14 protein-coding genes and 1 tRNA gene are annotated in these 21,117 nt (G+C 48.1%); 4 read left to right on the top strand and 11 right to left on the bottom strand.

All coding sequences use genetic code 11. The annotated features are described in order from the left end of the window. Positions 1–43: 43 nt before the first annotated feature. Genes CIK98_RS14110 through CIK98_RS14100 form a run of 3 tightly spaced genes read right to left on the bottom strand, consistent with a single transcriptional unit; the run spans position 44 to position 4,569 of the window. Positions 44–1,525 (bottom strand): DUF5687 family protein, encoded by a 1,482-nt coding sequence (locus CIK98_RS14110; protein ID WP_094385324.1) that lies wholly within the window; start codon positions 1,523–1,525, stop codon positions 44–46. Next, positions 1,522–2,109, bottom strand: a complete 588-nt coding sequence (locus CIK98_RS14105) for a LolA-like putative outer membrane lipoprotein chaperone (RefSeq protein ID WP_094385322.1) — start codon at positions 2,107–2,109, stop codon at positions 1,522–1,524. The genes CIK98_RS14110 and CIK98_RS14105 overlap by 4 nt, the downstream gene beginning before the upstream one ends. A 9-nt stretch (positions 2,110–2,118) precedes the next feature. Next, positions 2,119–4,569 (bottom strand): DNA translocase FtsK, encoded by a 2,451-nt coding sequence (locus CIK98_RS14100; protein ID WP_094385320.1) that lies wholly within the window; start codon positions 4,567–4,569, stop codon positions 2,119–2,121. 108 nt (positions 4,570–4,677) lie between these two features. Here CIK98_RS14100 and CIK98_RS14095 point away from each other — a divergent pair, with 108 nt between their 5' ends. From CIK98_RS14095 to tilS, 3 genes are read left to right on the top strand one after another with little or no spacing between them, the layout of a single operon-like run. Further along, entirely contained in the window at positions 4,678–5,328 is a 651-nt protein-coding gene (locus CIK98_RS14095; protein WP_094385382.1) for a 3'-5' exonuclease, read from the top strand. Next, complete coding sequence (locus CIK98_RS14090) at positions 5,297–6,478, top strand: class I SAM-dependent rRNA methyltransferase (RefSeq protein WP_094385318.1); 1,182 nt, start codon at positions 5,297–5,299, stop codon at positions 6,476–6,478. The genes CIK98_RS14095 and CIK98_RS14090 overlap by 32 nt, the downstream gene beginning before the upstream one ends. Positions 6,479–6,500: 22 nt before the next feature. Beyond that, on the top strand, positions 6,501–7,808 hold the full coding sequence (gene tilS, locus CIK98_RS14085; RefSeq protein WP_094385316.1) for a tRNA lysidine(34) synthetase TilS: 1,308 nt from the start codon (positions 6,501–6,503) through the stop codon (positions 7,806–7,808). Between the two features lie 121 nt (positions 7,809–7,929). Here tilS and CIK98_RS14080 read toward each other — a convergent pair whose 3' ends face one another. From CIK98_RS14080 to CIK98_RS14055, 6 genes are all read right to left on the bottom strand, one after another. After that, positions 7,930–9,891 (bottom strand): hypothetical protein, encoded by a 1,962-nt coding sequence (locus CIK98_RS14080; protein WP_141210558.1) that lies wholly within the window; start codon positions 9,889–9,891, stop codon positions 7,930–7,932. An 11-nt stretch (positions 9,892–9,902) separates the two neighbouring features. Next, entirely contained in the window at positions 9,903–11,885 is a 1,983-nt protein-coding gene (locus CIK98_RS14075) for a hypothetical protein (protein WP_094385312.1), read from the bottom strand. Between the two features lie 137 nt (positions 11,886–12,022). Continuing rightward, positions 12,023–13,159, bottom strand: a complete 1,137-nt coding sequence (locus tag CIK98_RS14070; protein ID WP_094385310.1) for a hypothetical protein — start codon at positions 13,157–13,159, stop codon at positions 12,023–12,025. A gap of 31 nt (positions 13,160–13,190) precedes the next feature. After that, entirely contained in the window at positions 13,191–15,188 is a 1,998-nt protein-coding gene (locus tag CIK98_RS14065; protein ID WP_141210557.1) for a hypothetical protein, read from the bottom strand. A gap of 164 nt (positions 15,189–15,352) precedes the next feature. After that, complete coding sequence (locus CIK98_RS14060) at positions 15,353–16,444, bottom strand: TlpA disulfide reductase family protein (protein ID WP_094385307.1); 1,092 nt, start codon at positions 16,442–16,444, stop codon at positions 15,353–15,355. Positions 16,445–16,547: 103 nt separating this feature from the next. Next, on the bottom strand, positions 16,548–19,103 hold the full coding sequence (locus CIK98_RS14055; protein WP_094385305.1) for an endonuclease MutS2: 2,556 nt from the start codon (positions 19,101–19,103) through the stop codon (positions 16,548–16,550). 184 nt (positions 19,104–19,287) lie between these two features. Here CIK98_RS14055 and CIK98_RS14050 point away from each other — a divergent pair. After that, positions 19,288–19,372, top strand: a tRNA-Ser gene (locus CIK98_RS14050). Positions 19,373–19,542: 170 nt separating this feature from the next. On the opposite strand, the gene CIK98_RS14045 is transcribed toward CIK98_RS14050, so the two are convergent. Beyond that, a complete protein-coding gene (locus tag CIK98_RS14045; RefSeq protein ID WP_094385303.1) occupies positions 19,543–20,469 on the bottom strand; it encodes a hypothetical protein in 927 nt (308 codons plus the stop codon). Between the two features lie 228 nt (positions 20,470–20,697). Then, positions 20,698–21,027 (bottom strand): hypothetical protein, encoded by a 330-nt coding sequence (locus CIK98_RS14040; protein WP_094385301.1) that lies wholly within the window; start codon positions 21,025–21,027, stop codon positions 20,698–20,700. Between the last annotated feature and the right edge of the window lie 90 nt (positions 21,028–21,117).

Genomic DNA, 21,117 nt, shown 5'->3' with positions numbered 1-21,117 from the left:
ATATATTCAAGTTTCTTTTACTATATTATTTGTGTTCAAGGAGTTACCTCGTGGCCCTGAATCCCTCAAGGTTTTCATAGCGTCGCTCCATAAATCGCTGGTAGATGTTGCGAAGCCAGATGTTATGGGTGAGGGTGAAGGCGAGTCCTATGGCTATTAGTATGTAGTAGCCGATGGCCTCGTCGAAAATATTGGTAAACAGCAACGACAGTGCCACGGGTACGAAGAACACCACGAGTTCTATCACCAACTGCAGCGAGTTCTCGAAGTTGCCTTTCGATGTTACCTTTTCATTCAGCGGAAGTGATGCTTTGTTATATACGGCAAGCTGGAAGAGCAGGAAGTGTTCAAGACCCATGGTGATGAAGAGGTAGGCGAGAACCATGAGTATGGAGAAGCGTCCTGAGAATACGGGAGGCAGCAGAAGCACGGTGGGGATGATGAGCACCGAGCAGAAGAAATAGTATTTGGCCTTCAGTATCTCAAGAATGTTTTCCTTGTGGGTGAGCATGAGGTCGATGTAGTTGCCCTCCGGTCCCATAATCTTAACGAGGTTGACGGCACCGAAGAACACGAAACAGTAAAGGCACCACATGTTTATGGCAAACCTCCCTTCGTATATATCGGTGAAGGCAAGTATGGCGGAAAGCATGACTATGATCCACAGACCTTTGATATAGCGTTGGCGTATCGCCTTGTTGCGTATTGCGCTTTTTACCTCGAGTTTCAGGTATTCGCCAGTGAGACCGTAGCGGTCGAGGAAGCTCATCTGTGCGGTGTTCTGGAAGTCTTTCTTCTCTTCAGCCGCCACTTCCGAAGCCGCGAGATGTTTCTGCAGGCGGCTGTTTATCACGAAGAGAACGATGGTCACCACTGCATATATTGCAACGGCAATGCCAGTGTATGCGTAGTCGTAGCAGAACTCAATAATGACCTCAAATCCCTTCTCGGCTCCGAGGAAGAGCATTGGCGAGAGAGGCAGTGCATATATGGCTATGGGCAGTGCCACCCACCAAAGCGACTGGTTGATGAGCGTCCTTACGAGCATGTACCACAGCGCGTTTATCACTATGAGCCACTCACACACTATGAGCATGCCCATGGTGGTGGAGAATGGCAGTCCGCCGCAGCACACTATGAAGAAGAACGGCACGAGAAGCAGGAGCCACAGAAGGTTGAACGAGCTGAGCATGGACATGACTATGAAGCAGTCGGTGATGTCCGACCGTCTGATTGGCATGAGCAGGTATGGTTTGATGAGCAGCGATGGCAGTTGTTGTCCGCCAAAGCGCATGAAGAAGTCAAGGAGCAGGAATATTGGCAGTACGGCAAAGATAAGTTCCTCGTCGCCGCCCCTTGCTCCCCATCCGAGCATGGTGCCTAGAAAGATGAAATAGATAGACATGAACGCTACACCGAAGATGGTGAAAATGATGGCTATCTTGTTTTGTTCAAACATTGGGTGTCGCTTGTTGCTGAGTTTCATGTTGCGTCTCAGCATGAAGAAAAGTGTCAGTTTGTTCATCTTAAGTCAACTATTTCTGCTTGTGGATAATCTTTGGCGTTAAAAGAGAAGATGGCATCGGAGAGGTTGGCCTTCCTGAAATTTGAGATGGTGATGGATGTCCATCGTTTGCCCCTTCTCATGGATATGGCCGTTGGCACGTATGTCTTCTTGTCCACGCGTATGTACATCTCCTGTATACTCTTGTTTTTTCCCGTGGCTGTGAGGTGTATCTGGTGCAGGTTGCCGGCGTCCTTTAGTTCTGCCTTATATCCATTTCGGTAGATATATACAAAGTTGTAGGGGTTGATGGCCTGCAGTTCTGCGTCAGTAGGGTTATTGACGTTCACTTCAGAGTTTTGTTTCACATATGTCCATTGAGTTTTTCCGTTAAACCATACTATGCCGTCTGGAGTTGTAGCCTGGAACTTCTTTCCTTTCACGCTTATGGTGCCTGTAGCTCCGTCCTTGATGCTGAACGAAGCCGACATGCCTCCCTTGTTGCTTAAAGTCTTGGCTGTCTTGTCGAGTACTTCACGTGCCGTCTGGGCGCTTACTGCCACTGCGATGAGCAGTAATGCGATGGTGTTGATTATCTTTTTCATTGTTGTTTATTATCTGAAGTTGCTTAAAAGGTTGTTTAGCGTGTTTTCGTCTTGAATGAGCACTTCGCGTGGTTTGCTTCCGCTTGCCGCTCCCACCACTCCGGCCTTTTCCATTTGGTCCATGATGCGTCCGGCTCTGTTGTATCCGATAGAGAACTTTCTCTGTATGAGGCTGGTAGAACCCGACTGGCTTGCCACAATGAGGCGTGCTGTGTCTTCAAACAGTGGGTCAAGGTGTTGCATGTCCACGTCGTTGCTTGAGCCTATCTCGCCGTCGCCCATGTCGGGTTCTGGCAGTTCGAATGGTGTGACATATCCCTGCTGCTGGGCGATAAACTGGTTGATGCGTTCCACCTCCGGAGTGTCAACAAACGCGCACTGCACTCTGACAGGTTCCGCACCGTTGAGGAAGAGCATGTCGCCTCGTCCGATGAGCTGGTTGGCGCCAGGTCTGTCGAGAATGGTCTTTGAGTCTATCATGGCGCTCACCTTGAAGGCTATGCGTCCCGGGAAGTTTGCCTTAATGTTACCAGTGATGATGGTAGTGGTAGGACGTTGTGTCGCAATTATCATGTGTATTCCCACGGCACGTGCTAGCTGTGCTATACGTGCTATAGGCAGTTCTATTTCCTTTCCTGCTGTCATGATAAGGTCACCAAACTCGTCTATCACCACCACGATGTAAGGCATGTAGCGGTGTCCGTTTTCGGGGTTGAGTTGTCTTGATGTGAATTTCTTGTTATACTCTTTTATGTTTCTTGCCCCGGCTGTCTTCAGCAAGTCGTATCGTGTGTCCATTTCCTTACAGAGGCTGTTGAGCGTGCGCACCACTTTTGTAACGTCGGTGATGATGGGCTCTGCGTCTTCGTCTGGCACTTTAGCTAAGAAGTGGTTGGCTATAGGACCATAGATGCTGAACTCCACCTTCTTCGGGTCGATGAGTACTATCTTGAGTTCTGCTGGGTGTTTCTTATATAGAAGCGATGTTAGAATGGCGTTGAGTCCTACCGACTTTCCCTGTCCTGTGGCACCGGCCACGAGCAGGTGGGGAATCTTGGCGAGGTCGAACATGAACACCTCGTTGGTGATGGTCTTTCCTATGGCACAAGGCAGTTCCATGGCCGACTCTTGAAATTTCTTGGAGTTAAGTATCGACTCCATCGACACGATGTTGGGTTTGGCGTTCGGCACCTCTATACCTATTGTTCCCTTGCCAGGAATAGGGGCTATGATACGTATTCCGAGAGCCTTGAGTGAGAGGGCGATGTCGTCTTCAAGGTTTCTTATCTTAGCTATTCTCACTCCCTGTGCCGGTGTTATCTCGTAGAGAGTGATGGTAGGTCCTACGGTGGCCTTTATACTGCTTATCTCGATGCCGAAGTTGCGCAGCACCTCAATGATACGGTTTTTGTTGGCGTTTTGTTCCGCCATGTCTATATACGGCTTTCCGTCGTTATCGTATTTTTTCAGCAGGTCGAGGGTGGGGTAGTGGTAGTTTTCGAGGTCAAGTTTTGGGTCGTATGCTTCTAATTGCTTGTCGCCCACTGTTACGAGTTGCTTGCTTTGCGCCTTTTCCTCGTCCTTGGCAGCCTCCACTTCCATGTCTATCTGTTTTTTGTCGTTTCCGTCTGTTTCCAGAGGTCGTTTTTCAGTCTTAGGGTTGTCGTTTTCCACATTATTTATAATATGTACGTCGCTGTTTACAGCAAATTCCACAGTTTGCGTCTCTGGATTGTCAAACACCTCAGGGTCTTCGAGAGTCTTTATCTTATCGTTATAGTTTTCGTTTTCGTCATGTTTTCCTCCCACGCTAACGTCAAATTTTACCCTGTCGGTAAAGAATTTCACCGGATTGAGCATTTTTCTTATGAGATAGATGGTTTCTGCGCTAATATATGTGAGGAATGCTATTGCCGTTATTGCGAGCAATGCTGTTATTCCCGGTGTTCCTATGAGGTTTTCGGTCCATTGGCATACGTAGAGGCCATGGTCGCCTCCGGGGTTATAGAAGCTGTCGATGAACAGTGGCGACAGGAATTTCGCCATTGTTATGCTCGACCATACCATGATGACCGACATGCACAGGAACCATTTTAACAGACTAATGTTATACACCCTCATGAGATTCAGCGACACGATGAGTATGTATATTGGTATTAAAAACGAGGCGAGTCCGAAACACTGCTTTATGAAGAAGTACGACATGTATGCGCCTATCGACCCTCCACTGTTAACAAACTCTCCGTTTTGGTTCATAATTTCTCCTTCCCTTGCCGATTCAATCATGCTTTGGTCGATGTTTCCCGTAGTCAGAAACGAAACGAAAGATGTGGCCATACAGGCTGCCGTGGCGAACAAGATGAGTCCTAAAATGAAGTTTACTTTCTCGTTTTGCAGAAAACTGAATCCGAGTACATTTTTTAATGAATTATTGTTGTTTGCTTTCTTTTTCTTTGCCATTTTTGTCTTGTTATGAGAAATCTTCTGCAAAAGTAAATGAAAAAAGTCAGAAAATGCCAAAAACTTCCAAATATTTTTGTATTTTTGCATCTTGAAAACAAAAAAGTGATGAAAAAACTATTATACGACAAGTTTGACAAGAAAAAAATAGCCGATTTGCCACGTGCATACTTCGAAGGGAAGATTGTGGTAGTGGTGTCGGAATCTGAAGCTGAGAGGGCTGTCGACTATCTGTTGTCGCAGGACATCATTGGCATCGATACCGAGACGCGGCCATCCTTTCGCAGAGGTACCTTGTATAAGGTAGCGCTGCTACAGGTTTCCTCTCGCGATGTGTGCTTCCTCTTCCGGCTAAACCATATCAAGATGTGCGCTCCTGTGAAGCGGCTGCTTGAGGATACCACGGTGCTGAAGGTAGGACTTTCTCTACATGATGATGTGACTGCACTGAACAAGTTGGAGAAGTTCACTCCTGGCAATTTTTTCGACATTCAGGACCATGTGAGCGAGATTGGCATTGAAGATCTCAGTCTACAAAAGATTTATGCCAACCTCTTTGGAGGTAAGATAAGCAAGAGCCAGCGGCTGACAAACTGGGAAGCCGACATCCTTTCCGATGGCCAGAAAGTGTATGCCGCCACTGACGCCTGGAGCTGCATCAAGATTTACGAAGAGCTGCAACGACTGGAGGCCACGGGTGATTTTGAACTTATAAGACAAGAAGACAATGTACAGGAAAGTATATCTCAAGAAGGGTAAGGAAGAAAGTCTGAAACGCTTCCACCCATGGATTTTCTCCGGTGCCATACAGAGCACCGAGGGTGAGTTGGAAGAAGGCGAAGTGGTGAGAGTCATCACTGCCGGTGGTGAGTTTATAGCAGTAGGTCACTATCAGATAGGGTCTATTGCCGTAAGGGTGTTGTCGTTCAGCGACGTTACCATCGACGACGAGTTCTGGTCGTCGCGTCTTAGGTCTGCGTTCAGGATGCGACAGTCGATAGGCATTGTCGACAACCCGCACAACAACACCTACCGCCTCGTACATGGTGAAGGCGACAACATTCCGGGACTCGTGATCGACGTCTATGGCGACACTGCCGTGATGCAGGCTCACAGCGTAGGCATACACCAGCAGCGCTTGGCCATAGCGCGCTGCCTTGTCGAGGTGGCGGGCGACCGTGTGAAAAATGTGTATTATAAAAGTGAGACAACATTGCCATATAAGGCCGACCTCGGACAGGAGGACGGTTTTATAGTGGGGGGCAGCGATGACAATGTGGCAATGGAGAACGGGCTGAAGTTCCATGTTGACTGGCTAAAGGGTCAGAAGACAGGTTTCTTCGTCGACCAGCGTGAAAACCGTTCGTTGCTTGAGCGTTTCTCCCATGGCAAGAAGGTGCTTAACATGTTCTGCTACACCGGCGGCTTCTCTTTCTATGCCATGCGCGGAGGTGCCGAACTGGTGCATTCTGTCGATAGTAGCGCTAAGGCAATAGAACTCACCACACGCAATGTCGAAATGAATTTCCCCGGCGACACACGCCATGAGGCTTTCTGTGAGGATGCCTTTAAGTATCTCGACCGAATGGGCGACCGCTACGACCTCATCATTCTCGACCCACCGGCTTTTGCCAAGCACCGCGGAGCACTTCACAACGCCTTGAAGGGTTATACCCGTCTCAACCAGAAGGCTTTTGAGAAGATTCAGCCCGGAGGAATCTTGTTTACATTCTCCTGCTCCCAGGTAGTGACGAAAGATAATTTCCGCAATGCCGTCTTCACCGCAGCCGCTTTAGCAGGCCGTAAGGTGAGAATACTCCATCAGCTACACCAGCCTGCCGACCATCCAGTAAACATCTTCCATCCCGAAGGGGAATACCTGAAGGGGTTGGTGGTGTATGTTGAGTGAGGAATGTTTTGAGGGTAGGGATATGTTAAACTGTGATATATTATATAAGGAGAAACTTTATCTCGTGGCACTCAGTGGCGGTGCCGACAGCGTGGCATTGCTGCTGATGATGTTAGACAAAGGCTACAGTGTGGAGGCGGTGCATTGTAATTTCCACCTGCGTGGCGAGGAAGCTGACCGCGACGAGGCGTTTGTGATTGACCTTTGCGAGCGAAATGGCGTAAAACTACATCGTGTGCATTTCGATACGCGTGGGTATGCCGAACTGCACAAACAAAGCATAGAGACTGCTGCACGCAACCTCAGATATGGCTATTTCGAACGGCTACGGCAAGACATCGGGGCTGAAGCCATTGTCGTTGCTCACCATCGCGACGATAATGTGGAAACCGTGCTGATGAATCTTGTGCGCGGTACAGGACTTAACGGAATGGCGGGCATAAGGGCAGTCAACGGACATGTCCTCCGTCCGCTTCTCGGCGTTTCGCGCAGTGACATCGAAACATATCTCAGGCGCAAGGGCCAAACTTATGTGACCGACAGTACCAACCTTGAGACCGACGCCACACGCAACAAGTTCCGCCTTGAGGTCATGCCGCAGCTTTGTTCCATCAATCCGAATGCCCCGCGTGGCATCGACACTACCGCCCGTCACCTGCAGGAGGCAGAAAAGATGGTCAGGTGGGCTGTGGACCAACTGTCGCATGAAACAGTAACCGTAGGCAACGACGGTATAGACGTTATTTCCGTAGACAAACTCCTTTCCTCGCCGTCGCCGGAATATCTCCTTGTGGAAATCATTGGACGTTATGGTTTCACCCCTCAGCAGGCTGTGGTGGTGATGCGCATGATGAAGGGGGGAATGAAGGGAAAGGCGGTGCAGTCTCCTACCCATGAGATAGCCTGCGAGCCCCATCGTCTGCTTGTAGGCCGTATAGCCGAACGCCCCAAGCCGTTGAGCATGCCTATGGAGGGCGTTTATGTATATGGTGAAAGGCGAGTGAGGGTGGAGAGGCAAGAAAGGGGATCTGAGGGCTTCACAATTGTGAAGTCGGCTGCCGTAGCCATGCTCGACGCCTCGAAGTTGGATTTTCCGCTCACCATGCGTCCATGGTGCGAAGGCGACCGTTTCTCGCCTTTCGGCATGAAAGGCTCCAAGCTCGTCAGCGACTATCTTACCGACCGCAAGAAAAACTATTTCCAGCGTCGCGGTCAACTTGTTGTGGAGGATGCCCGTGGCGAGATCATTTGGCTTGTAGGCGAGCGTACAAGCGAAAAATGCAGGGTAGGGGAGAAAACGTCAGCTATTATTGTGGTTAAAGAGGAGTGAGGAGTGTTTTGGAGGGAAGAGGGTAGAGGGAAGAGATATGTCCAAGCCAGGATTTACGGCCACGCTGGAGGGCGGCTCAGTTCATATCTCTACCCTCTTCCCTCTACCTTTTACCCTCTCATTACATTAATGTCGGGTAATTCTGCATTCTCATGTATCGGTAATTTCCCAGAATCTGAGAGTAGCTTAAGAAGAAGCCTGTGGCGTATGCAGAGAAAGAAGATGTGGCAATGGGCATTTCATAATACCTCGCTGCCATGAGGTCGATGCCGAGACGCTTAACGGCAGCAAGCAGTGTCGGGTGGTCTTCCTCGGTGGCCTTCCCGTCTTTCCATTTCTTCAGCGCCAGGATTTCTTCTGTTGTTATTCCCTCAATGTCCTTGGGTGATGAGATTACTTCAAACATGTCGTTTCCGATAATGTGGCCTATGGCGTAACGGACGGATCGCTTTTTGAGGTCGTCAGGGACATTGTCAATAAACTTGTTAAGGTTTGTCAGCGGGTCTTTTTCCTTTGCCACCGCGTTCTCCATTACGACGAGGATAGTGTTGTTGACGTTAAACTGAGTGTAGTGCAGCGTGTCCTCGGGGTCTTGCAGTATGTATGTCTGGCTGTTGTTCCTCTTGATGTCTGGATAAATCTCTTTCAGGTCTTCCAGTGTGGAGTGTGGCGTCAGCCTTTCGTCGAAAGAGTAAGGGAAGAGCACTATAAGCTGGAATTTCCTCTCCGCACTCTTGACTACCCCGTTGCAAGAGTAGTCTATCCTGAGGCTTGCGTCCTTCAGTCCTGAGGTGGTGAATGTGGTGGTTACTCTTGTCTTTCCGTCAGTGTCGAGTGTTCCTTCGGTCTTTTTCCCGTCCACGGTCCATGTCACCTTTAAGTCAGTTGCATTATTTTCCAAAAGGCACTGGGCTTCGAGGGTCTTCGGGTGGTTGGTGTATGCGTCTCCCTGTCCTGGAGTTAGTATGATTGAAGTGGTGATGCGTTCGGCAGTCTCGCCCGGCGCGATGAGTGGCTCTGTCTTTCCCGTCGCCTTTTCCACGCAGTAGTATTTGATGTCGCCAGACTCGTTGTCCTTTCTGTACATCACGTCGCCGTAGGGTGATATTTCCATTTCGAAGAATGTCACGTCGAAATCATTTTTCAGCAGCTGCGGCTTGTCGTCGCCTGGCTTGTAGGTGTAAAGGTCGGGATTTCCCTCGTCATATCTGGTATAGAAGTATATGAGTCCGTCATGTGAGTTGATGCTCCCGATTTCTATGTTTGAGAGGTGTGTCTGGCGGTTGTTGCCGTTGAGTTCAACGCTGCACAGTTCGTTGTCGGTCGCGTAGTATAGCCTTCCGTCAAGTATTGCCCCCTTTTTTGTGTCGTAGTTGCATGAGTCCACGAGCGTGGTTTTTTCCCCTGTGTTCATGTCGAAGCAGGCTATTTCCTCCCTTGTCCGTTTGTTGACGCGTTTTAGCTTGTATGCTATAAGTTTCTCGCCCGTCACTAGTGAAGGGGTGTATTCCTCGAGCAGTGGGCTTATTGCGAGCGGCTCAACGGTGTTGTTTCCAATGTCCCAAACCTTTGTCACTAAATATCCGCCCTCGTAGGCGTAGAGGTATATTTTCTTTCCTTGTCTTGCAAACAACACCTGCGACACATTTGTTTCCATGGTGCAGTAGTTTGTTTCAGGCATTTTGCTGAGGTCGGTCTTCACCCTGTGGTATGTGGGGTTGCCTGTTTCCTGATAGTAGTACAGGTAACCGTCCTCCACAAATGGGAACATGAATCTTGACACGAAATTTTCTTCTTCCATCTCATGTATGATGGTGAGTTTTCCCGTCTTCATGTTTTTGGCATACAGCCGCTGTATATTGTCCTCAATTTCCATGAAGAAGGTGTGGTCGGCGTCACTGGCAGTGAAACCGCAGTTGTCCCAGTTCACGCTTTCCGTGCTTGGTGATATTTGTGTGTACCGTCTCACGTTGTGGTCTCCTGCTCCGGTGTTGTCGCCGCCGCTTGGGTTGTCGCTCACTGTGCATGCCGCGGTTAGCAGCATGGCGAGCGCGAGTGTTGTCAGTATAGAAAATTTTCTCATTGCTGTGTATTTTAAAAAATGTTGTCGTACATCTTGATTTCCTGTTTTATGAACGTTCCGTCTTTCTCCGAATGTCTCAGCATGAATGATTTCATGTATGCGGAAAACGGAAGTCCGCTGAGTCCTATGGAGAAGAATCTTCCGGCATAGAATCCCACGTTGAGACGCTTCGCAGTCTCGATCAGTTGCTTGTGGTCGGCTTCGGTTTCCTTGCCTCCGAGCCATTTGTTGAGCAAGGCCTTGTCTTCATCCGTAGCGTCTTCCAGTTTGTCGGGGCTGTCATATACGACTGTAATCTCTCCGTCGGCATATTTGAAGAGTTTTCGCATGTCCTTTGGCGATTCCGACAAGTCACCGTTTTCGATAAACTCATTAAGCGACTTCATTGGGTCTTCTTCGTCTGCCCTTTCGTTTTTTGTCACGTTGGTAATCCTTCCGTTTACATAGCTGAATGACTCATAGTAGAGTGTGTCGACGGGGTTTTTCAATACATATCGCGCCATGTCATACCATTCGTCGGTTACTTCAATCGTGGGATACATCTGCTCTAATTCCTTCTTGGTGGTGCGCGGTGTCACTCCCTTGTCGTTGTACGGGTAGAGCACAATTATTTGGCAATCAGTGGTAATGCATTTCTTCTTTCCGGCCGAAATGTAATCTATGGTGCAGGAGAGGTTTTTCAAGCCTGTGGAGTTGAATGTTGCAGTGGCGCATGCCTTGCCTTCGTGGTTGTATGTCCCGCTTACTGTTGTGCCTTCTATGTTCCATGTCACAGTCACGTCTGTTGCGTCATTCTCGAGGAATGTATATGCGGTGATGGTTTTCGGGATGTTGACGTATGTGTCCGCATCCTGGCTTTTCACTATCAATCCAGCTTGCAGTCTTTCGGCTTCCTCGTTGGGATAGAGCAGTGGCTCTATGTTTCGGCTTGTCTTTTTTATGCAGTAATAGCTCTCGTGGGTGTAGCTTTGGTCATTTTGCGTAAACAACAAGTCGCCCCATGGGTTTATTTCGAAGTAAGTGTTTTTTTCAATGGAGTTAAGTGGCGTAGGTGCCGCCTCGCCAGGCTTGTAGGTGTAAATGTCGTACCTGTTGTCTTCTGCGTTGTCGGCGTACAGGTACAGGAGTCCGTCGTGTGAGTTTATCTTTTTGATGTATATGTCGGTTAGGTGTGTCTGCGGGTCGTTGCCGTTGAGGTCTACGCTGCAAAGCTCAGAGTCCTGGAAGTAGAAGAGTCTTCCGTCCATTACAGCTCCCAGATTACTGTTGATGTTGCATTGTTCTACAATCAATTTTTTCTCTCCGGTGTTGATGTCGAAGCATACAATCTCAGCCTTTGTCCTTTTGTCCACCACCTTGTATTTGTAGGCGTACAGTTTGTTGTCCACCACCATTGTGCCTGTATACTTCCCGTTGTATTCAGCCAATGCCACGTCTTTCACTTCCCCGTTGTCCAGGTTCCATGTCTTTATGGCGTATTTCTCGTTAGCGTATGTGTTGAGGTACAGTGTCTTTCCTGTCCTCGCAAAGATGTTGGAAAAGTCCGGCTCGTTGTATTCCCTGTATCCGGTCTCTGGCAGCTGGCTGAGGTCGGTCTTCACCCTGTTGTATATGTAGTGGTCTTCCTGTTTGTTGAAGTAGTAGAAGTATCCGTCCTCAATAAACACATACTTGAACCTGTTGTCCCATTCCGAGAGGTCGATTTCTTGTACTATGGTAAGTTTCCCTGTTGTCAGGTTTCTGTGGTACAGTCGTTGTATGTCGTCCTCTATGTTGGCGAAGAAGGTGTTTTCCGTGTCACTTGCGGTGCAGCCGTAGTTTTTCCAGTTCACGCTTTCCGTGCTTGGAGATATTTGCTTGTATCTCCTTACGTTGTGGTCGCCGGCTCCGGTGTTGTCGCCGCCGCCGCTTGGGTTGTCGCTCACTGTGCATGCCGTGGTGAGCAGCATGGCGATAGCGAGCGTAAAGGTCAGTAATGTTGTTGTTTTTTTCATAATCAAATTGTTGGTGCTTTTAATTGTTTATACTATATAATTCCAAATTTTATTGAGCATTCCACATCATGTTGTCAATGCGTTTTCCTGCTGCGAAAGGTGAGAAAATCAGTCTGTCATCATGTCATTTTGACGTGTTACTCTCTGTCTGTTATAGTGGTTTCAAGTCTTTGGGGAGTACTTCCGGGAGGTACGAGTTGTTCAATGGTTCCGCTTGTCTTTTCCCCTCGGTAGTATATGGAATTGTAGTAATTCCCAAAAGACCTGAAGAAAGCCACGTCCCCGTATGGCGAAATTTCCAGTTTCATTGTGTTGCTGTCATTTGCAACCATTTGCGGTGAGATGTCCCCCGGCTTGTATGTATAAAGGCTTTTTTGGTTTGTGTCCGGGTCTTTGGCGTAAATGTAGATGAGTCCGTCATGAGAGTTTATCAAGATGATATTTATGTCGGTGAGATGAGTTTTAAGATTGTTTCCATCGAGGTCGATGCTGTAAAGCGAGTTGTTGTCGAAGTAGTACAGCCTTCCTCCCATGATTGTGCCCTTGTTGTTTTTGTTACATTCTTCCACGAGGATTGTTTTGTTGCCTGTAGTCATGTCGAATTTTGCAATCCTGTATTTTATCGTATTGTCAACCACTATAAACTTGTATGCAATCAGGTTGCGGCCTTCAATGGCTAATGCGACATGATTTTTTATATCCTCCGGCATGTCAATTATTTTTATTTCTCCGGTGTGAAGATTCCATGTTTTGATACACCTCTCATGGGCGTTGTCATAGGAGTTAAAGTAAATTGTTTTTCCTTGACGTGCAAATGCGCTTAATAGTCTTATGCCCTTTTCCTTCCTGTAGTCTTTTTCCGGAAGTTGGCTGAGGTCGGTTTTCACCCTGTTGAATGTCACGCTGTCATTGTACAGTTGGCAATAGTAGAAGTATCCGTCTTCAATGAAAGCGTATCTTGACCAGAATACGTTTTCAGGGTTTTCCTCCTCAAGCAATATGGTCAGCTTGCCCGTGGCTTCATTTCGGCAGTAGAGACGCCTTGTCCCGTCTTCAATGTTCATGAAGAAAAGGTTGTTGGCGTCGCCTGCCATACATCCGGCCGCCCACCAGTTGTTGCTCTCGGTGTTGGCTGTAATAGGCATGTACCTCCTCACGTTGTGGTCACCGGCTCCGGTGTTGTTGTCGCCGCCGAAGCTTGGGTTGTCGCTCACTGTGCATGCCGTGGTGAGCAGTGTGGCGAGTGCCATTATCAGTAATGTAGTCTTTTTCATAATTGACTGCGTTTATTATTTCTTGAAAAATCTATTCTTGCGATACCTTCAAGAATGAACCTACTTCCTTTACAACAAAAGTGTTGTGTGTTTCAGAGTATGTGATGGAGTAAGACCTGGAAAGGTTGTTGAATGGCAGTGCTGCTATGGTCACCATGGTCTCATAATCCGCATAAAGCATTATTCGAAGACGTTTTGCCGCTTCGAGTAGCAGTGGGTGGTCGGTTTCTGTAGCCTCGTTGTTTTGCCATTTCTTTATCAAGGCTATGTCCTCCGCTGTGATACCTTCAATGCCTTCGAGGTCAGATGGCTCGTAAAGAGAACCACTGTCTTCACTTGTGAGGAATATTCCCCTTTGATATTCTCCTTCCGTCTCCGGGAACCCGTCGTTGATGTTTTTTTCGAGATTGGCGAGCGGGTTGGCCTCTGTTGTCTTGTACGTTGAAGAGTAGAAGTAGATGATGTTGCTGTTTTTGTTGAATACAAATATCTTGTTTGTGACATTATCCTCCTTTGTCCTTAATGCAATGACTTCATCCTTGTCGTATTGTTCAATGTTCGGGTAAATGGAATGAAGTTCTTCAATGGTGGTGCGAGGTGTCACTCCTTCTTTGTTGTATGGCTTGAAAACCGCGATTTTGAATGACTTTTCCAGATGTCTCTTGTCTCCGTTTACGAAGTAGTCCACACTGCAGCTTATGTCTTTTGTTCCCTGTTGGCCAAAAGAGTATGCCAAAGAGGTTTTTCCGTTGTAGTCGTATTTGCCTTGTATGGTTTTGCCTTCGATGTTCCATGTCACGGTCACGTCTGTTGCGTTGTCCTCGAGAATACAGTTCAGCGTAATCATATTGAGCAGTTTTGCATATGCGTCAGCAGTATTGCCTTGCAGGTAAATGCCTCTGTCAAGACGTTCGGCGGCCTCGCCCGGTGTGATGAGAGGCTCAAAGGCTCCATTTCCTTTCTCAATCCTGTAGTAAGTTTCCGACAAGTTGTTTAAGTCGGTTTTGTGTGATTGTCCGAAAATTATGTCGCCGTAGGCATTGACTTGGGGTATGGCGTAGCCGGTGGAAATGTTGTCGGCCAACAGTCTCGCCTCGCCCTCGCCGGGTTTGTAGGTGTAGACAGATTTTGTAGAAGTAGTACTGTTGCGGGTCATGATATATATCAGACCGTCGTGCGAGTTGGTGGATATTATGTTCTCAAGAGTTATGTGTGTTTGTGGGTTTTTGCCTTCAAGGTCCACGCTGCAAAGCTTGTTGTCATAGTAGTAGAGTCTCCCGTCCATGATGGTTGCCCTGTTGTTGGCACGGCAAAAATCGACAAGTTCTGTTTTCTTGCCTGTCGTGAGGTCGAAGCATACAATGTTTGCTCCATGGCTGTTTCCTTTATTTATCGGCATGGAGGCGAAGAGTTTGTTGTCCTGTACTTTGAATCCGTAGTATTGGTCAATGTCCCCTGCAATGTTCACAGTCTCAGTTTCATTTGTGTCCAGGTCCCATGTTTTGATGCAGTATGCCATGTTTTCCATATTGTCGTCGGTGTTGAAATATACTTTTTTCCCAACCCGGGCGAATGCGTAGGCATAAAGCATTTCCTTGTTTTCCCGATATCTCCTTTCGGGTTTTTGGCTGAGGTCTGTCTTTACCCTGTTGTATATGTTTACGCCGTCAATGTATTGGGAGTAATATAGGTATCCGTCTTCTATGAAAGCGTATTTGAACTTGTCTCCTAAGTCATTAATACTTTCTTCGTCTACAATGGTAAGTTTCCCGCTTTTTATGTTTCTGCAGTATAGCCTCTGTATGTTGTTCTCCACGTTTGAGAAGAAAATGTTTTCGGCATCAGCGGCATAGCATCCGCAGTTTATCCAATTATTACTCTCGGTATTGGCTGTTATGGGGCTGTAACGTCTCACGTTGTGGTCACCGGCTCCGGTGTTGTTGTCGCCGCTGCTTGGGTTGTCGCTCACTGTGCATGCCGTGGTGAGCAGCATGGCGATCATCATTATTGGTAGAAGAATCTTATGCATAATGCTATGTTTTTTATTTTAAACAATAAGTGTGGTTAGCGAGGAGAGTTTTGGAGGGAAGAGGGTATAGATATGTCCAAGCCTGGATTTTCGGCCATGCAGAAGGGCGGCTCAGTTCATATCTCTACCCTCTACCTTCTAAAACATTCCTCACTCCTCTCTCCTCACTTATAAATCTCCGCCAGCTTGTCGAGCAGGGCTTGTCCGCGCAGGTCGGAAGCTACTATCTTGCCGTCGGGGCCAACGAGTATGTTCGATGGAATGCTGTTGATGCCGTAGGCTTCAGCAGCTGCGCACTGCCAGTATTTCAGGTCGGATATGTTGTGCCAGTTTAGTCCGAGAGACTTTACGGCACCCTTCCATGCGTCGGCCTTGCTGTCGAAGCTCACTCCAACCACGTCGAAACCCTTTTCCTTGTAAGTGTTGTAAGCCTCTACCACGTGTGGCATCTCGCGACGGCACGGTCCGCACCAGCTTGCCCAGAAGTCCACGAGCACATAGTTGCCCTTGCCCACCCAGTCGCTGAGTTTTGCCGGCTTTCCGTCGATGTCGTTCATCTCCAGGTCGGTGAACATCACTCCCGGCTGTCTCTTGGCAAGTGCCTGCACCTGTTTTTTCATTGGGGCGCACATCGGATGGTTAACCCATACTGCACCTGAGTTGATGAAGTCTGTGAGTTCCTTGTAGTCAAACTGGTAGTACATCTGACTCATTAAATAAGCCGGTGTGACGTCGTTGCTGTGAGCCTTTACATATTCAATCTTTATGCTGTCACACTTCTCTTCCATGGCTGTTATTTCCTTTGTTATTTTCTCTAACTTGGCTTTTCCCTCAGCCGTCTTGTCGTTTCTCAGTTCCTGCCATTCCTTGATTTGTGAGGCAGCCAATATCATGATGTTGCTCTGGTTGTTCATGTTGCTGAACTCATTGTTTAGTTTTGAGCCCTTCACCCACGACTCGTCGGTGAGCATTATTTCAATAGGTTCCCCGTCGTTCACGGCCGGCATGTTTCTTATGCCTCGCTGTTGCGGGTATCCGATGCCGAGGATGGCGTCCTTTGGAGCCTGTCCCTCAATGGTGAATTTTCCTCCGGAGACGCTGGCGGTGGCTATGGGGTTTCTTTGGTTGCCGTTAACAAACACCACAACGGTCTTTACCGTGTCAGGCACTGTGCCCTTAACCTTGAATGTCACGTCTTGAGCCGTGGCGGTGATGGCAGTAGCCATCAGAAGGTTCATAAGGATAGTCTTTTTCATTTCTTCTCTTATTTATTTTGGTTAATAATGCGGCAAAGTTATAAAAATATTCCAACACGGCGTGAACTTTCCAATAATTTTATGACAATTTAACTGTAAGTCCTCAGTCTATGTCCACCACCGTGATACCCGCTCCGCCAAATTGCACATGTTCGTCGCGGAATGCCTTGACGTTGGGCACCGTGTTCAGATACTGCCTTACGGCCTGCCGCAGGGCTCCAGTACCGGTACCGTGAAGAATGCGTATGCGGCTCATGCCCACGAGTATGGCGTCGTCGATGAAATACATTACGGCGTTGAGAGCCTCATCGGCCCTCATGCCACGTATGTCTATGTCTTGCTTGAAGTTCAGCTTGCGGGAGTCGATGGCCGAGCGGGTCTGCTGGCTCACGTCGTAGCCGAGCAACTGCTTGCGGTCGTCGGTTTTTGTGGATGTCACCACAGGCTTTGCGTGTTCGAGCCTTTCTACCCTCATTTTCGTCTTCATGTCTCCAAACACCACGGTAGCCATCTTTCCGTCTATTAGTTCCACGCGTCCCACCGTTGTAAGTCCTTTTATCCTTACGGTGTCGCCCTTCACTATCTCTGTCTGGTCCTTGGCAGGTTGCTGTGCAGGTGTCTCAGTGTTGGCGGCGGGCTGGTTTTTCATCTTTTCCTCCTTTCGTTTAGCCTTTCTCTCCCGCCTCTGCTGTATCTGCTTCATCTTGCGCTCTATCATCTCGTCGGTCTCGTTCTTTCCTCCAGCCTCCATCATGCCCTCCTCAAAGGCCTTGAGTTCTTCCCTTATGCGTTTTGTTGCCTCTTTTTCCGCCTGTTTCTCCTTTATCTCCCGAATGGCGTTTTCTATGCGTTTATTGCCTTCGCGGTATATTTCCTCCGCCTGTTCCTTAGCCTTTCGGATTATCTCCTTTCGGCTGCGTTCCAGTTCCTGCAGCTCCTTCTCGTAGTTGGCGATTTTCTGTTCGAGAGATTTCTCGTGCTGGTGTATGGTCTGTCTTTTTGCTTCCCAGTATCGTTTGTCGCGCACAATGTCCTGTAGGTATTTGTCGCTTTGGATGTAGTCGCTGCCCACTATTTCCGACGCGTCGGCAATCACCTCCTCGGGTATTCCCGTCTTTCTAGCAATCTCTATGGCAAATGAAGAGCCTGGCTGTCCGATGGCAAGTTGGAAGAGGGCGCGCATCTCGTGGCGGTCGTAGAGCATGGCACCGTTCACCACGCCTTCGTGGCTGTCGGCAAAGTGCTTGAGGTTCTGGTAGTGTGTGGTTATCACTCCGTAAGCCTTTTTCTTACAGAACTGTTTCAGTACACTTTCGGCTATGGCTCCACCGATGGTGGGTTCCGTTCCTCCACCGAACTCATCGATGAGCAGCAGTGTGGCGTTGTTGGCGTGTCGCATCATGTTTTTCATGTTCAGCAGGTGGCTTGAGTAGGTGCTGAGATCGTCGGCAATGCTTTGTTCGTCGCCAATGTCTATCATGATATTTTGGAACACGCCCGTCTTCGACCTTTCGCTCACGGGTATCGACAGGCCGCATTGCAGCATATACTGCATTAGTCCCACGGTCTTAAGGCACACCGATTTTCCACCGGCGTTAGGTCCTGAGATAATAAGTATGCGCTTGTCTGCTGTGAGCGTGATTTCCAACGGCACTATTTTTTTTCCCTGTTTTTCGAGTGAACTCTGCAGCAGCGGGTGTCGGGCCTCTATCCAGTCTATCAGAGGCTTGTTGTCAACCGCAGGTTCAATGGCTTTCATCTGTTTTGCCATTTCCGCTCGTGCGTGTACATTATCTATTTGTCCCATAAACACGTAAGAGCGTAGTATTTCTTTCACGTGAGGCCTGACGATGGCAGTGATGTCAGTCAGAATCCTTATTATCTCCCTCCGCTCTTCGGCTTCGAGTTCCCTCACTTTGTTGTTTGCCTCTACCACTTCCGCCGGTTCCACAAACACGGTCTTTCCCGTAGCCGACTCGTCGTGCACGATGCCCTTTATCTTTTTTTTCATAGCCGGAGCTATAGGTATCACGAGACGTCCGTCGCGCATGGTGGGAGCCACGTCCTTTTCAACCAGTCCGTCGCTTTGTGCCGCTCTGAGTATGCTGTTGAGGGTTTTTGATATGCTACCCTCAGTACGAGCCAATTCCTGTCTGATAGTAAAGAGGTGGTCGGAGGCGTTGTCTTTTATGCGTCCGAACTTGTCGAGAATTCTGTCTGTCTGGCGTATGATGTCGGGAAAGGTCTTCACCTCGTCGGTCATGCGTGCTAAGGCGGGGTAGGCGAATGTGGATTCCTCCTCAGAAGAGTTGTCCGCATTGTCACTTCTTCTGAGGAAAGACGTCATTCTGTGTATGGTTTCCAGCGATCGTCTGAGGTCGAAGAGTTCCTCCGTTTCAAGGTGTGTTCCCTCGAGTCTTATTCTTGCCACGGCCTCCCTCACGTCGAAGAAGAAGTTCATGGGGAAGTCGTCGTGCTGTTCCATGAGCAGTCTGAATTCCCTTGTTTGCGTGAGTCGTTCGTTCACTTCCATTGCTTGGTCCGACGGTGTCATGTTGTCCACCGTCTCCTTTCCCATTGTGCTAAGACAATGTGATTTCATTATGGCCCGAACCTCGTCGAAGCCTATTTTGCTTTCAAAATTCTTTGGATAAATCATGGTGCAAAATTACATATAAAGTATGAAAAAACCAAGATTAAGGAGTGAAATAGGGTCAAAAATGGGGTAAAAACAGAAAAATTTAAGGTAAATATAAAAAAAACGTCCAAAAAATTTGGAGAATAAGAAAAAAGTGTGTACCTTTGCACCCGCAATTGAGACGCAACACTGTTGCTCCCTCAAAGGAGAGATGGTAGAGTGGTCGATTACAACGGTCTTGAAAACCGTCGTGCTGAGAGGCACCGGGGGTTCGAATCCCTCTCTCTCCGCTCCATAGTCTTATTAATTTATTAAAAAGGGTAGGGTACAAAGCGTTGTACACCACCCTTTTTTTTTGAATAAATAGGGTATCATGTTGTTTAAAGTTTCTTCCAAATTGGTTTTGTCTAAAAAACCTTTGCAAAGATACATCTTTAATTCCGAAAATGTAGATATTTCGTTAGCTCCCAAGGTCGCTATCGCTCGAGCTTGGTGGAGTTTCAGTCTCTCCTGCAGAGCCGTTGTTGGCGGTTGTGGTGGCAGTGCCCGGGGTGAGGAATGAAGAGCTCTCGCCGCCGTAGGTCTTCACAGAGCGCTTGTAAGCCTGGTCGCCGCTGTACTCGGCTATCATCTCCGCGTTGTTGTCCACAAACATCTGCGTGCTCACAAGAGTCTTTCCGCTGTCCTTGCGGCTGTGAACCCACGCATACACTCCGTTGCCCTCACCCTCGATATGACCGAGATAGCCGTCCACGGTGGCGAAGCCGTACTTGCTCACGAGGTCGAGCAGCTTCACCTCGCTCGTCTTGTCGAGCACCACGTTGGTGGCGAGGAACTGGCAGTAAGGTATCTGCGTCACCGCATTCACACGTTGCAGCACGTCAAAGAACGAGATTTGGTCGCCATAGTCGTAGTCAGGGTTGTTGGTCACCACAGCCGCCGAGAAGTCCTTCACGGTGGTGCTTGCGTCGATTTTGAGGCTGCCGAGCTTGATGTCGGTGCGGGCGTTGTCTGCCGAGCCGGTCACCACGATGGCCGGGAGCGAGCCCTGGGTGAGCTGGTATGGAGCCGCTATGCATCCGCCTCCTGCCACCTCTTCGCGGGTGAGATAGATGTCGGTGAGCTTCATGTTCGTCTTCATGAACATGTTGTAGTCGCTGCATCCCACGGGTTTCGACTCGAATCCGTAGTTGATGAGCGGACAGATGCCCTTGTACATCTGCACCACGTTTCCCCACTTTGTGCGCTGTCGCTGCTGACTTGGCGTTCGAGAGTTCCTTACAGTCGACGGCTTCTCTGAAACAACCGTCTGTCCGTTCACTTGCTTGAACGTGAGGCTACCAGCCGAACCGTTCAGTTTCTTTAGTATTCCATTCAAAATTGCCATAAAAAATAGTGATTTAGGGTTGATAATTTATTTTACTTCTCTCCTTGTCATATTTCCTCTTGGTATCCATGGTTTATTGCGCTATACCTTGATTTGTTTTGACGATGCAAAGTTACGAAATATTTTTCGTTATTCCAAATATTTTCTCAATTATTTTCGTCTCAAATTAAAGATTTAACATTCTCTCCGCTCGGCGTTAACATTTCCGTCTGCCATTCCTTCGTCCTGTTACTGCTTTTTCTCCGTTCTTCTTCCGCAACAGGCACGCAGTGACTTCGCTACAACAGCATCCGGATATGCCGCCTGCATCGGATTCACTGCCTTGCAGTAAACAAGCCGTTTACCCATTTCCGTCACCTCATTTTCACCCGGAACAAACACGCTTTTTTGCTCAATTTGCTCAATTTTGCTCAATTTGCTTTTGCTCAATTTGCTCGCAAAACAAGGGTGTGTCTTGTAAGGTATTGAGACATAGGTAGTTATAATATTTTTGCCTTGTAAAAACGAGCAAAAGTGAGCAAATTGAGCAAAAGCAAATTGAGCAAATTCATTTTGCATGTATATGTTTTCGTAGTTAATAATAAATATATATAAATATATTATTTATTATTATATATATTATACTTATAATTTGAAACCTCCTTGAAA

This window comes from Prevotella sp. P2-180, from assembly GCF_002251435.1.
Classification (GTDB): Bacteria; Bacteroidota; Bacteroidia; order Bacteroidales; family Bacteroidaceae; genus Prevotella.
This window is presented reverse-complemented; position numbering and strand designations above follow the sequence as displayed.

Bases quoted from the DNA above. Each gene is read 5' to 3' on its own strand.
- CIK98_RS14105 (WP_094385322.1), bottom strand. From the start codon at position 2,109: ATGAAAAAGATAATCAACACCATCGCATTACTGCTCATCGCAGTGGCA.
- tilS (WP_094385316.1), top strand. From the start codon at position 6,501: ATGTTAAACTGTGATATATTATATAAGGAGAAACTTTATCTCGTGGCA.
- CIK98_RS14095 (WP_094385382.1), top strand. From the start codon at position 4,678: ATGAAAAAACTATTATACGACAAGTTTGACAAGAAAAAAATAGCCGAT.
- CIK98_RS14090 (WP_094385318.1), top strand. From the start codon at position 5,297: ATGTACAGGAAAGTATATCTCAAGAAGGGTAAGGAAGAAAGTCTGAAA.
- CIK98_RS14045 (WP_094385303.1), bottom strand. From the start codon at position 20,469: ATGGCAATTTTGAATGGAATACTAAAGAAACTGAACGGTTCGGCTGGT.
- CIK98_RS14080 (WP_141210558.1), bottom strand. From the start codon at position 9,891: ATGAGAAAATTTTCTATACTGACAACACTCGCGCTCGCCATGCTGCTA.
- CIK98_RS14040 (WP_094385301.1), bottom strand. From the start codon at position 21,027: ATGCAAAATGAATTTGCTCAATTTGCTTTTGCTCAATTTGCTCACTTT.
- CIK98_RS14055 (WP_094385305.1), bottom strand. From the start codon at position 19,103: ATGATTTATCCAAAGAATTTTGAAAGCAAAATAGGCTTCGACGAGGTT.
- CIK98_RS14065 (WP_141210557.1), bottom strand. From the start codon at position 15,188: ATGCATAAGATTCTTCTACCAATAATGATGATCGCCATGCTGCTCACC.
- CIK98_RS14110 (WP_094385324.1), bottom strand. From the start codon at position 1,525: ATGAACAAACTGACACTTTTCTTCATGCTGAGACGCAACATGAAACTC.
- CIK98_RS14075 (WP_094385312.1), bottom strand. From the start codon at position 11,885: ATGAAAAAAACAACAACATTACTGACCTTTACGCTCGCTATCGCCATG.
- CIK98_RS14060 (WP_094385307.1), bottom strand. From the start codon at position 16,444: ATGAAAAAGACTATCCTTATGAACCTTCTGATGGCTACTGCCATCACC.
- CIK98_RS14100 (WP_094385320.1), bottom strand. From the start codon at position 4,569: ATGGCAAAGAAAAAGAAAGCAAACAACAATAATTCATTAAAAAATGTA.
- CIK98_RS14070 (WP_094385310.1), bottom strand. From the start codon at position 13,159: ATGAAAAAGACTACATTACTGATAATGGCACTCGCCACACTGCTCACC.